This window comes from Streptomyces albiaxialis (genome assembly GCF_039530985.1).
Lineage (GTDB): Bacteria > Actinomycetota > Actinomycetes > Streptomycetales > Streptomycetaceae > Streptomyces > Streptomyces albiaxialis.
The window spans coordinates 255,776-267,941 of sequence record NZ_BAAAPE010000015.1; the positions used below are offsets into that span (position 1 = coordinate 255,776).

Genomic DNA, 12,166 nt, shown 5'->3' on the forward strand with positions numbered 1-12,166 from the left:
GAGGGCTCCTTGCGGGGTGGCTCGGGGTGGCTCGGGTGGCTCAGACGGACGGGTCGTAGCGCCCGTCCACGGCGGTCCAGCCGCCGTCGACGGTGAGGACGGACCCGGTGACGAAGGTGGAGGCGTCCGACAGCAGATACACGACGGCGCCCGCGATCTCGTCGGCCCGCGCCCACCGCTTGAGGGCCGACGCCTGCGCGTACGCGTCGTACCAGTCAGGGTCGGCGGCGATCTGGTCGGTGAGCGGCGTGCGCACGACGCCGGGCGCCACCGCGTTGAACCGCACGCCACGCGGCCCCCATTCGGCCGCCGCCGTCCGCAGGAGCTGCACGAGGCCCGCCTTCGACGCGGCGTACACGCCCTGGCCCGGCTCGACCTGGAAGGCGCGCATCGACGCGAACGAGACGACACTCCCGCCGCCGCGCTCCGCCATGCCGGGCGCGACGGCCCGTACGAGCGAGAAGTGCGCGCGCAGATTGAGGGCGACGACCCTGTCGAACTCCTCCAGCGAGTAGTCCGCGATCCGCTTGCGGACGTTGACGCCGACGGTCACCACGAGTCCGTCCAGCGGGCCCCACTCCGACGCGGCCGCGCGTACGGCGTCCTCGTCCAGGACATCGAGCGCGTACGGGACGGCTCCGCCTCCCCGCTCCGCGTCCGCGAGCCGCGCGGTCTCCGCCGCGCCCTCCGCGTCGCGGTCCACGACCAGCACCTCGGCCCCGTGCGCCGCCAACGCCCGCGCCGCCTCCCGCCCGATGCCGCCCGCCCCGCCGACGACGGCCACCCGCCGCCCGTCGAGCCGAAAGAGCCCCGCGTACCGGCCCTCGCTCCCGTCGGTCACCTCATCACCTCTCTCCTCGCCACGGCGTGCGCGGCCTGTCGTGCCGCCGTGACGTGTCGTCGATGCCTGTGCGGTCGCGACGACGCGGCCGCCCGTCCACCGCCGTCGCGGGCTCCCGCTCGGCCGGTCGCGGAGGTCCGGGCCCCGGTGTCCGTGTGCCTCGTGGCGCCCGTAGGCCCCGTCGGGGCAGGGGCGTTCGGCGCGTCCGTCGGGCTTGTGCTCGTCCGGACCGGCAGGCGCGCCGGAGCCGGATCGCCCGTGGTGGTCGGCCCGTTCGTGCGGTCCGGGTGGCGCGCCGGGCCCGTGCGGTCCGGCGCGGCCGCCCGGTCCGGCGGGGGCGCCGGGTCCGCGTTGTGCGGCGTGTCCGCCGCGCGGGTCGCGCTCGTCATGGCCGGATCACCGCCATCCTCGTCACCGTCAGTTCCTCGATGGCGAAGCGGGGGCCCTCGCGGCCGATGCCGGAGTCCTTGACGCCGCCGTACGGGGCGACGTCGCAGCGGTAGCCCGGGACCTCGTTGACGACGACGCCGCCGACGTCGAGTTCGTCCAGGGCGCGGAAGGCGGGGCCCAGCGCGCGGGTGAAGACGGCGGCGTGGAGGCCGTAGCGGCTGGCGTTGACCGTGTCGAACGCGGCGTCCAGGTCCGGGACCGTGCGCAGGCAGACGACCGGGCCGAAGATCTCCTCGTCCCAGGCGGGCTGCCCGTCCGGGACGTCCGCGAGCAGTGTCGGGGCGAGGCAACGGCCCTCGCGGGTGCCGCCCGCGACGACCCGGGCGCCCGCCGCCTTCGCGTCCTCGATCCAGGTGAGGACCCGCCCGGTGGCGGTCTCGTCGATGAGCGCGGAGACCCGCGTGGACTCGTCGCGCGGGTCGCCGACCGTGACGTCGGGGAGCCGTTCGGCGATCCTCCGCTCCAGGTCGGCGGCGACCTCCGCGACGGCGATGACGCGCTGCACGGCGATGCAGGCCTGGCCGGAGGCGTAGTAGCCGCCGCGCACGACGGCGTCGGCCGCCGCGTCGAGGTCGGCGTCGGCGGCGACGACCAGCGCGGCGTTCGAGCCGAGTTCGAGGACGACCTTGCGGGGCGCGGCGTCCCGCGCGATCCGGTGGCCGACGGCGGCGGAGCCGGTGAACGAGACGGCCGCCACGGCCTCGTGCGTCGTCAGCGTACGGCCCACCTCCACGTCCCCCGTGACGAGCTGCGCCGTGCCCGCCGGGGCACCCGCCGCCTCCAGCGCGCCACGCACCAGATGGACGAGCCACAGCGTGGCCAGCGGGGTCGCGGGCGCGGGCTTGACGATGATCGGGCACCCGGCGGCCAGCGCCGGGGCGATCTTGTGGGAGGCCAGCATCATCGGGTAGTTGAACCCGGCGATGCCGACGACGACCCCGACGGGCCGCCGGGTCCAGAAGCCCGTCATGCCGTCCCCGGACGGCAGCCCGTCCAGCGGCACCGTCTCGCCGTGGACGTGCACGACCTCGTCGGCCGCGGCGCGCCAGGTGGCGACGGCGCGCGTCACCTCCGTACGGCAGTCGGCGCGCGGCTTGCCCGTCTCCAGGACGAGCAGGTCCTCCATGCCCTCGGCCACTCCGGCGAGCGCGTCGGCGACGCCGGTCAGCACCGCCCGGCGGGTGCGCGTCGGCAGCTTGGCGACCGTGCGGCGCAGCGACGCCGCGTGCTCGACCGCGCGCCGGGCGAGGGCCTCGTCGCCGACCGGCGCCTCGGCGACGGCGCTCCCGTCGTACGGGAACGTCACCGTGGCCGTGCCCGGCGCGGGCACCCAGCCCTCGCCGACGGGCAGCCCGGCGGGGAAGTCGAAGCCGCTCACCGGGCGCCTCCCGCCGGGCGGTTCGCCGATCCGCCTCCGCCGGTGAGGAAGCGGCGCGCCGCCTCCGCGTACACCCGCGCGTACTCGCCGATCTCGCGGACCTCCACGAACTCGTCCTTCTGGTGCGCGATCCATTTGCCGCCCGGCCCGTAGACCACCGTCGGCAGCCCGGCGTCGCGCGTGAGGATCGTGCCGTCCGTCGTGCCCGGCACCGCGCCGAACGCGGGCGGCGTACCGTGCACCGCCGTGTGCGCCGCGACGAGCCCGGCGACGACCGGATGGTCCTCGGGGATCTCGATCGACGGCCGGTCGTCCACGACCGTCAGCGTCACGCCGACGCCGAGCGCGGACGCGGCCTCCTCCGCGGCCTTCCGGACGCGCGCGACGAGTTCGGGGTGGTCGGTGCCGGGGATCGTACGGACGTCGACGCCGACGACGCCGTGCGCGGGGATCACGTTGAGCTGGTCGGGGTCGCCGCCCAGCAGCACGGTCGGGGCGACGGTGACCGAGCCCGCGTGCGGATGCGTGCCGAACCGCTCGACGGCCCAGGCCTGGACGGACTCCAGCGCGGTGACGATCCGCGCGCCCGCCGTGATCGGGTTCCGGCCCTCCTGCGGCATCGCGCCGTGCGCCATCACGCCCGCGAGGTCGAGGCGGAGCCGGATGCCGCCGCGCGCCGAGGCGCACACCTCGTACCCCTCCGGCTCGCACACGATCACGCCGTCCACCTCGGCGGCCAGCGGGGAGGCGGCGAACGCCTTGGCGCCGAGCATCATCCCCTCCTCGTCCGCCATCACGCCGACCACGACCCGCCCCGGGAACGGGCCCGACTGCTCCAGCGCCCGTACGCCGTAGATCATCGCGGCGACGCCGGACTTCATGTCGGCGGTGCCGCGGCCCCACATCTTCCCGTCGCGGATCTCGGCCCCGTACGGGTCCACGGTCCAGTCGGCCGGATCGCCCTCGGTGACGACGTCGGTGTGGCCCTCGAACATCAGCGTGGGCCCGGGGCCGCCGCCGCCCTCGACGACGGCGACGACGTTGGGGCGGCCGGGGGCGACCTCGGTGACCGTGTGCTCCCAGCCGAAGCGGGTGAACAGCTCGGACACCAGCGTCGCCGCCGGGAGTTCGACGGCCTCGGCACCCTCGGCGTTCACGGTGCGCAGCCGCACCAGGGCCTGGGTGAGGGAGACGGCCGCCTCGGTGTCGACAGCGGATTGCATAGAACCTCCAAGTCCCCTGCCCCGGAAGGCCAGGCAACTGGTCAGACCAGAAGATCTTCCGTACTCTGCGCGTACGCTGCGGCGTCGGTCAAGGGGGCAGCGCGAGGAAGCCCACGAGGAAGCCCGCGAGGAAGTCTCGGGAGACGAGAAGGGGGACTGGCCGTATGTCCACGGACACGGACACGGGCACGGATAGCGGCGGCGCGGACCGCGTGCCGTTCGAGCCGATCCAGCCGGTGCGCGCCTACCAGCGCGTGGCCGAGCAGATCGAGGAGCGCATCCTCGGCGGCGAACTCCCGCCGGGCTCCCGGCTGCCCGCCGAGCGGGAGCTGGTCAAGCAGTTCGCCGTCGGCCGCTCCACGATCCGGGAGGCGCTGCGCGTCCTCCAGTCCTCCGGCCTCATCCGCTCCCGCCCGGGCGATCCGCAGGGCGCCGAGGTGCTGGGGGTCTCGCCCGACAATCTCAGCCAGGCCCTGGCCCGGCTCGCCCGCTCGTCGCTGTCGGGGCTCGGCGAACTCGTGCAGTTCCGGATGGTCCTGGAGGCCGAGAGCTACCGTCTCGCGGCCCGGCTGCGCTCCGAGGACGACCTGGCCCGGATGACGGCCCTCGTGGACCTCATGGAGGAGGCGGCTCCCGCCCGGCCGCGCGCCTTCAGCGAGGCCGACGCCGACTTCCACCGCGCCGTCGCCGAGGCGAGCGGCAACGCGCTGCTGGCGCTGTGCGCCCGCGCCGTGCACGACGCGGTGGTCGGCGTCATCGAGGGCAAGCTGACCGGTTCCGGGGGCGACGCGGGGGAGTGGATGCGCCGCTCGGTCGCCCACCACCGCCAGGTCCTCGCGGCCCTGCGGACGGGCGACGCCCACCGCGCGGCACACCTGGGCCGCCGGGCGCTGTACGAGCACTACGCGGAGTTCGTCGCCCCCGAGGAACGGGAGCTGCTGAGGGCGGCGCTGGACGACTGAGACGGAGCGTCAGAGGAGCGCGGCGAGCAGGTCCGCCGTGGCCCGGGGCGCCTCCGCCGGGAAGTGGTGGCTGCCCAGGTCGACGGGGACGATGTCGAGGCGGTCCCCGTACCGTTCGACCGCCTCGGGCGCCAGCAGCTCCCGTACGGCGAACACGGTGACCGGCTGCTCCGTCGCGCGCAGCGCCGCGTCCATGTCCCAGCGCACCAGGCCCTCGATGGCCCGGGTGCCCGCGGGCTGCCGTACGGCGGACATCCGCGCGGTGTACGCCTCCTTGAGGGCGGGGTCGAACCCGGCCGGTGAGCCGCCCTCGACCAGGCCTCGCACCGCTCCGGCGAAGTCCTCGCGGAACGCGCGTACGACCGTGGCCGCGCGCTCCTCGTCCTGCGCCGGGAACAGCGCCAGGTAGATCAGCGCGTCGAGGGCGACGACCCGCGTGACCGTACGGGGGAGCTGCCGGGCGACCTCGACGGCGACGGCACCGCCGAGCGAGTGCCCGGCGACGACGGCGCTGTCCACGGATTCGGCCTCCAGGACGGCCGCGACGTCGTGTGCGAACTCCTCGATGGTCCACACGTCCCGCGTCGAGCGGGACGCCCCGTGCTCGGCGAGATCGACGGCGAGGACGCGGCGGTGCGCGGGCAGATGTGCGGTCACCGCGTCGAAGTCCGTACGGTCGCACCCCCAGCCGTGGACGAGGACCAGGGCCGGGCCTTCGGCGGGGCCGCTGGCCGTGTACCGGATCGTCGTGTGGTCCGCGCGCCGCGTCTCGCGGTCCTGCGCTGCTGTGCCGGTCTTGGTCACGGTGTCTCCTCGGAGGGGTTTCACTCGCACGTGGCGGGGGTGGTGTGGCGCCGCGCCCGCATCTGGTTCAGGCGCAGGGCGAGGGCGGAGAAGGCGATCAGTGCGATCACCAACGCGTAGACCTCGGTGGCGGTCCGCAGGCCCATGGCGGTGACGGCGATGCCGCCGAGGACGGCGGGCACGCTGTTGCCGAGATAGCTGATGATGTTCGCCAGGGCGAAGACGGCACTGCGCTCGTGCGGCTCCGCGATCCGCGCGAAGGTGCCGAACGTCGCGAGGACCGAGGCCCCGAAGCCGACCCCCGCGACGACGGTGCCGAGCGCCGCGAGCCAGGCGAGGTGCCCGGCCGTACCGGCGAGCGAGACCAGGGTGCCGAGCCCGAGCAGCGCGGAGGCGGGGGCCAGCAGCGAGGCGGCGGAACGGGAGCGGAGCAGGGCGACCGTGAGTGCTCCGGTGCCCGCCAGGAGGGTCACGACGACGCCGCCGACCAGCCTGCTGTGCAGGCCCAGCAGCTCGGCCGCGACGGACGGCCCGAGCGAGAGGTACATCCCGGCCAGCGCCCAGCTCGCGATCATCGCGGGGACCACCGGCACGATGTCCGCGCGCAGCCGCGCGGGCATCGCGACGCGGGGACGCAGCGAGGCGAGGGCGCCCGGCCGCCGCCGCGAGGTCTCCGGCAGGAGCGCGACGACCACGGCCGCCAGCACCATGCCGACGGCCAGCAGCGCGTAGACCAGCCGGGTCGGCGCGGGCGCGAATTCGACCAGCACGCCGGAGCCGAGGGCGCCGAGCGCGAGCCCGGACAGGGGCGACACCGAGGTGAGGACGCCCGCGCGGCCGCGGGCGTGCGACGGTTCGAGATCGACGAGCGTGGCGCTCACGGTCGTCGTCGCGGCCCCCGTCGCGATGCCCTGGAGCACCCGCGCCACGGACAGGACGACCACGTTCTCCGCGGTGAGGAAGAGGCCGAGCGAGACCAGCTCCAGGCCGATCGCGGCGGCGAGCACCGGGCGGCGGCCGAGGTGGTCGGAGAGCGCGCCGACGACGAGCAGCGAGCCGAGCAGGCCGACCACGTACAGGGCGAAGACGACGGTGAGCGTCCACGCCGCGAAGCCCCACTGCTGCTGGTACAGCGCGTAGAGCGGGGACGGCGCGCTGGACGCGGCCAGGAAGAGGACGAGGACCGCGGCCACGGAGGGGAAGGCGCCCTTCCACGGTGCGCGACGGGGGGTGGGCATGGCGACCTCGCAGTGATCGTTGCGTTAACGGCTCGTCGCGAACGTACCACAAACGCAGCGATCACTGCGATTTAAAAGCAGCGATCAGTGCGATACTGGTCCCATGCCCACTCCGAGCCCCGCCCCTTCCCCAGCCCTCTCGTCCGGCAGCCGGCCCGGCGGCCGGTCGGCACGGGTCCGCGCGGCGGTCCACCGCGCCGTCGAGGAGCTGGTGGCCGACGAGGGCGGTGACGCGCTGACGATCCCGGTCGTGGCCGCCCGCGCGGGCGTGCACGCCACGACGGTCTACCGGCGCTGGGGCTCCGTCGGCGAGCTGCTCGCCGACGTCACCACCAGCCGCTTCACCGGCGACATCGTGGTCCCGGACACCGGCAGCCTCCGCGGCGACCTGGAGCGGTACGCGGCGGACCTCGCCAAGGACCTCGGCGACCCGGACACCCTCGCCCTGGTCCGCGCCACCATCGGCACGGGCGGCGAGCAGGGCGCGGCGGCCTGCCGCGGGGAGCGCCAGCGACAGCTCGAAGCGATCCTCGAACGGGAGCAGGCGCGCGACGGCGAGCCCCCCACCCTCGAACGCACCACGGACGCGGTGCTCGCCCCCCTCTACTACCGCGCCGTCTTCACCGACCTCCCCCTCACCCCGGAGTGGACCCGCTCCCTGGTCTCCCGCCTCCTCGGGGACTGAGCGGGGGCCTCAGGGAAGCAGGCGCTGCTCCTTGGCGACCGCGACGGCCGCCGTACGGGTGTCCACGCCGAGCTTGTCGTAGATGCGGCGCAGGCGGCTCTTGACCGTGGCTTCGCTGAGGAAGAGGGCGCGGGCGATCTCGCGGTTGGCCAGGCCGCGTGCCAACTGCCCGAGGATCTCCCGTTCCCGCTCGGACAGGTCGGGGCGCGGGCTGCGCATCCGGGCCAGCACGCGGTCGGCGACCGGGGCCGACAGCGCGGTACGGCCCGAGGCGGCGTCCCGGATCGCGGCGAACAGCTCCTCCGGCCGTTCGGCCTTGAGGAGATAGCCGGTGGCCCCCGCCTCGATGGCGCGGGTGATGTCGGCGTCGGTGTCGAACATCGTGAGGACGAGCACGCGCGGAGCGGGCCCGTCGGTGCCCTCCCCGCCCTCGGCCTCCCCGCCCCCGGCCACGAGGCGCCGGGTGGCCGTCACCCCGTCCATGCCGTCGCCGAGCTGAAGGTCCATCAGCACCACGTCGGGCCGGACGCGGGCCACCATCGCCAGCGCCTCCTCGCCGCTGCCCGCCTCCCCGGCGACCTCGATGCCCTCGGCGCTGGAGAGGAGGGCGCGCAGCCCGGCACGTACGACCGCGTGGTCGTCGCACAGCAGCAGCCGTATCGGCGCGGTCGGGGTCACGGGGTGTGCTCCTTCGTGTGGGTGAGCGGTACGGCGACGGACACCACGGTGCCCTCGCCCCGCGCGGACTCCACGGTGAGGGCGCCGCCCACCTGCCCCGCCCGGATGCGCATGGCGGGCAGCCCGTGCCCGCGCGCCCGGTCCGCGCCGATGTCCTGCGGGTCCTCCGCCCTGAAGCCGCGGCCGTTGTCGGCGATGTCGAGCGAGATCTCGTCGTCCAGGACGGTCAGGGTCATGACGACCCGTGTCGCGCGGGCGTGTTCGCGCACGTTGGCCAGCGCGCCCTGCGCGATGCGCAGCAGCGCCGCCTCGATCCGCTCGGGCAGCGCCGGGTCCGGGACGCCGTCGGGCCGGAAGGCCACCGTCAGCCCGCCGCCCGCGCGGCTCTCGCGCTCGGCGAGCGCGCCCAGGGCCTCGGTCAGAGAGCCCTCCGCGAGGTCGGCCGGGCCAAGGTCCTGCACGAACCGGCGGGCCTCGACGAGGCCGCGGGAGGCGACACCGGCCGCGCTCCGTACGTGCTCCAGGGCCGCGCCGGGATCCGAACGCCAGACGCGCTCCGCGGCCTGGAGCAGCATCTGCTGGCTGGAGAGGCTCTGGGCGAGGGTGTCGTGGATCTCCGAGGACAGCCGCTGCCGCTCCGCCAGGACACCGGCCCGCCTTCCGGTGGCGGCGAGGTCCGCACGGGTGCGGACCAGATCGGTGATCAGTGCGCGCTGCCGGGCGGTCTGCCGCTGCAGATGGACGAGGACGGCGGTGGCGACGGCGGCCATCGCCGGGGGCGCCACCACCATGTTCGGATTGATCCCTCCGGAGGACACCCGCATCTGGGAGGCGACGACCAGCGCGGTGAGCCCGGCGGCCACCGGTACGGCGATGCGCGCGGGCAGCGCGTGCAGCCCGGCGAAGAGCAGCGGCATCGCGCACCACGTCGCGCTCGGCGCGAGGGCCAGCAGGACGATCCAGACCGCCGATACGCAGCCCAGCCAGGCGAGATGACGCGCCGTCGGCCGGGCACCGGCGCGCGGCGCGGGCGCCAGCAACCGCCCGAGGACGTAGAGCAGCCCGAAGACGGCGAACAGCGCCACGGTCCACGCCGTGCGCGCGCCGTCCCGGTCGTGCGAGAGGTACCGGACGAGGGACGAGCCCAGCAGCAGGAAGAACGCGACGTCCATGACGGCCCGGAGCCACCGCCCGTCGGGGTCGCGCCCGCCCTCCCCGGACCCGGCGAGACGCGCGAAGCCTCCGGCGCCGCCGGGACCGCCGCCCTCGCCGGAACTGCCGTAACTGCCGTAACTGCCGGAATCGGCAGCGCTGTTGGCGTCGGGGCCCGTCACGTCATCGGGGCCCGCCGTACCGTCGGGGCCCGTGCCGCCGCCGTCGGCGGTCCTCGCGGGATCCGTTCCCGCCGTCGTCGACGGCGTCCTCATACGGCCTCGACCAGCCTCTCGCTTCCGTTCCGGACGGTCCGGGCTGCCTAGCGTCCCAGACGCGTTTGCGCAACACCCAACCGGTTGAATCCCGTGCGTCGAACCGCCGCCCCGCCGGAGCCCGACGGTCCCGGGTATGCGGCGTTCTCGCGTACACGCTGGTATCGCGTTCCGCACCATCCGTCGAGAAGGGAACACCCGTGCCAGCCAAGAACGTGACGGTCAACCGCGCAGCCCTCGGACATCGCCTCGCCTACGCCCTGCGGCACCCCGAGCGGGTGCCGCGCCACGTGGTCCGCACCGCGCGGGACGCCTGGCTGCGGTACCGCTCGCCGGACCACGTCGCGTACTACCGCGCGGTGATGCGCTCCGACACCCGGGCCGACCCGAACGCGGCGGTCGGCAGCTCCACCCGCGAGCGGTGGCTGGCGCTGGGGGAGATGCAGTTCGACTACCTGCTCGGCCACGGGCTGCTCCCCGAACACCGGATGCTGGAGATCGGGTGCGGCAACCTGCGGGCGGGCTGGCGCTTCATCCGGCACCTGGAGCCCGGGCACTACTACGGCGTGGACATCTCGCCCGACATCCTCGTCGCCGCGCAGGAGACGGTCGTGAACATGGAGCTGCAGCGGAAGCTCCCCACGCTGACGCCGGTCGGCGACCTGACCCTGCGCTTCCTGCCCGAGGCCCACTTCGACGTGGTGCACGCGCACAGCGTCTTCTCGCACTCGCCGCTCCCGGTGATCGAGGAGTGCTTCGCGCACGTCGGCCGGATCCTCGCCCCCGGCGGCTGGTTCGACTTCACGTTCGACCGTACGGAGGGCGAGGAGCACCATGTGCTGCGGGAGGACTTCTACTACCGCACCGAGACGCTCGTCGCCCTGGCCGAGAAGTACGGCCTCACGGCGCGGTTCATGGACGACTGGGAGAAGCTGCCGCACGGGCAGTCCAAGATCCGCGTCACCCACGGCGTCCGGGAGCCGCACCCGGCCTGAACGGTCGACCGCCAGGGCCCCGGGACCCCCGGGCGGGCCCGTCAGCTCTCGGAGTCGCCGTCCAGCTCCTCGCGCAGGATGCTGTAGACGACCGCGTCCCGCCAGCGTCCGTCGCGGAAGAACGAGCGGCGCAGCACCCCCTCCTGGGTGAAGCCCGCCCTCTCCAGGGAACGCCGCTCCGCGGTGTTGTCCACCTCCGTGTCGGCCTCGACCCGCGCGGCGGGGGAGTGGGCGAACAGATACCGGGCCAGCAGCCGCTGGGCCACGGCGCCCGCTCCCCGCCCGCGCGCCTCCGGCATCAGCACTATCCCGATGTTCCAGAAGAACGAGTGCGTCACGGGGCCGCCGTCGATCCTCCGCCAGGAGACGAAGCCGAGCCGCTCCTCGCCCCGGACCACCAGCAACTTGCCCTGTTCCCCGCCGAGCAGCCGGTCCTCCGCCCACTGCCGGCGCCACGCCTCCGGGTCGGCCCAGCCGAACCACTGGAAGGGGCCGGGCACCTCCGGGTCGGTACGGAACCGGTCCAGCACGTCGAGATCGTCCTCGGCGAAGGGGCGCAGCCGCACCTCGTCTTCCGTTGTCATGCGCGCACACGCTAGTGCCGCGCGCGGGGGGCGATCAACGGCGCCCGGTACGGGAGGCGGCGGGACGGCGGGACGGCGGGGCGGTGCGTCAGCGCATCAACGCTTCAGCGCATCAGTGCGTCAGCGCGTCAGGTCCCGGAGGTCGGTGAGCACGCCGCGCGTCGCCTCCCCGAGCCACTCCGCCGGGGTCGGGCCCCCGGCGTACCCCACGACCGGCATCCCGGCGGCCAGCGCCGCGGTGACGCCCGCCGGGCTGTCCTCGACGACCAGGCAGTCGCCCGGCTCGGCCGCCGACTTCTCCGCCGCGTACAGGAACAGGTCCGGCTCCGGCTTGCCGTGCGCGACGTCCTCCGCGCTGAAGACCCGCCCCGCGAACCGGTCCCACAGGCCCGTCGCCGTCAGCGAGTGCCGGATCCTCTCGTGCGCCCCGCTGGAGGCCACGCAGTACGGGAGGCCCCGCGCTTCGAGCGTGTCCAGCATCTCCCGTACGTACGGCATCGTGTGCGGGGCCTCGTCGAACCCGGCGCGCAGCCGTGCCCGGTACTCGGCGAGCCAGCCCTCCGGGACCGGCTCCGTCGCGTGGGCGCGGACCTCCGCCAGCAGGTACGGCTCCGAGGTGCCCAGGAAGAGGCGGCGGATGTCGTCCGGACCGAGCGGCCAGCCCAGCTCCGTCGTCATCGCGGAGAGGACCCGTGGACCGATGGTCTCCGTGTCCACCAGGACACCGTCGCAGTCGAAGACGACCAGTCCGACACCGTCCAGCAGACCCCTGCTCACTCTCTCAACCCCTCGCACACCCGTACGTCGCGGAACCGCCCGTGACCCTACCCGGGCCCGGGACGCCGTCGGTGACCAGGGAGACGAGGGGGCCGCATGGGCCTTGACGAGCCCGGAGGTGGCA

The 12,166-nt window shown here is 74.8% G+C and carries 12 protein-coding genes; 3 read left to right on the plus strand and 9 right to left on the minus strand.

Annotated elements, in window-relative coordinates:
* Window positions 1-40: 40 nt before the first annotated feature.
* The 3 genes from ABD343_RS30340 to ABD343_RS30350 form a co-directional block, all read right to left on the minus strand.
* The gene (locus tag ABD343_RS30340) at window positions 41-841 is read right to left on the minus strand and encodes an SDR family NAD(P)-dependent oxidoreductase (RefSeq protein ID WP_344532721.1); all 801 of its coding nucleotides are present in this window, start codon (window positions 839-841) and stop codon (window positions 41-43) included.
* A 385-nt stretch (window positions 842-1,226) separates the two neighbouring features.
* Complete coding sequence (locus ABD343_RS30345) at window positions 1,227-2,669, minus strand: aldehyde dehydrogenase family protein (protein WP_344532723.1); 1,443 nt, start codon at window positions 2,667-2,669, stop codon at window positions 1,227-1,229.
* Window positions 2,666-3,892, minus strand: coding sequence for a M20 family metallopeptidase (locus tag ABD343_RS30350; protein WP_344532724.1), 1,227 nt, complete (start codon window positions 3,890-3,892; stop codon window positions 2,666-2,668). Before ABD343_RS30350 ends, ABD343_RS30345 begins: the two co-directional genes overlap by 4 nt.
* Window positions 3,893-4,056: 164 nt before the next feature.
* On the opposite strand from ABD343_RS30350, the gene ABD343_RS30355 reads away from it, so the two are divergent.
* A complete protein-coding gene (locus ABD343_RS30355; RefSeq protein ID WP_344532725.1) occupies window positions 4,057-4,854 on the plus strand; it encodes a FadR/GntR family transcriptional regulator in 798 nt (265 codons plus the stop codon).
* 9 nt (window positions 4,855-4,863) lie between these two features.
* Here the strand turns inward: ABD343_RS30355 and ABD343_RS30360 are convergent, their stop codons facing one another.
* Together ABD343_RS30360 and ABD343_RS30365 are read right to left on the minus strand one after the other, a co-directional pair.
* On the minus strand, window positions 4,864-5,658 hold the full coding sequence (locus tag ABD343_RS30360; protein ID WP_344532726.1) for an alpha/beta fold hydrolase: 795 nt from the start codon (window positions 5,656-5,658) through the stop codon (window positions 4,864-4,866).
* 20 nt (window positions 5,659-5,678) lie between these two features.
* Window positions 5,679-6,896, minus strand: coding sequence for an MFS transporter (locus ABD343_RS30365; protein ID WP_344532728.1), 1,218 nt, complete (start codon window positions 6,894-6,896; stop codon window positions 5,679-5,681).
* A gap of 103 nt (window positions 6,897-6,999) precedes the next feature.
* Here ABD343_RS30365 and ABD343_RS30370 point away from each other — a divergent pair, with 103 nt between their 5' ends.
* Entirely contained in the window at window positions 7,000-7,581 is a 582-nt protein-coding gene (locus tag ABD343_RS30370; protein WP_344532730.1) for a TetR/AcrR family transcriptional regulator, read from the plus strand.
* 9 nt (window positions 7,582-7,590) lie between these two features.
* On the opposite strand, the gene ABD343_RS30375 is transcribed toward ABD343_RS30370, so the two are convergent.
* Both ABD343_RS30375 and ABD343_RS30380 read right to left on the minus strand, forming a co-directional pair.
* Entirely contained in the window at window positions 7,591-8,259 is a 669-nt protein-coding gene (locus ABD343_RS30375; RefSeq protein WP_344532731.1) for a response regulator, read from the minus strand.
* Window positions 8,256-9,431 (minus strand): sensor histidine kinase, encoded by a 1,176-nt coding sequence (locus ABD343_RS30380; protein WP_344533106.1) that lies wholly within the window; start codon window positions 9,429-9,431, stop codon window positions 8,256-8,258. Before ABD343_RS30380 ends, ABD343_RS30375 begins: the two co-directional genes overlap by 4 nt.
* Window positions 9,432-9,886: 455 nt before the next feature.
* On the opposite strand from ABD343_RS30380, the gene ABD343_RS30385 reads away from it, so the two are divergent.
* Complete coding sequence (locus ABD343_RS30385; RefSeq protein ID WP_344532733.1) at window positions 9,887-10,681, plus strand: class I SAM-dependent methyltransferase; 795 nt, start codon at window positions 9,887-9,889, stop codon at window positions 10,679-10,681.
* Window positions 10,682-10,722: 41 nt separating this feature from the next.
* Here ABD343_RS30385 and ABD343_RS30390 read toward each other — a convergent pair whose 3' ends face one another.
* Window positions 10,723-11,265 (minus strand): GNAT family N-acetyltransferase, encoded by a 543-nt coding sequence (locus ABD343_RS30390; RefSeq protein WP_344532735.1) that lies wholly within the window; start codon window positions 11,263-11,265, stop codon window positions 10,723-10,725.
* 120 nt (window positions 11,266-11,385) lie between these two features.
* Window positions 11,386-12,042, minus strand: a complete 657-nt coding sequence (locus tag ABD343_RS30395) for an HAD family hydrolase (protein ID WP_344532737.1) — start codon at window positions 12,040-12,042, stop codon at window positions 11,386-11,388.
* Window positions 12,043-12,166 lie beyond the last annotated feature (124 nt).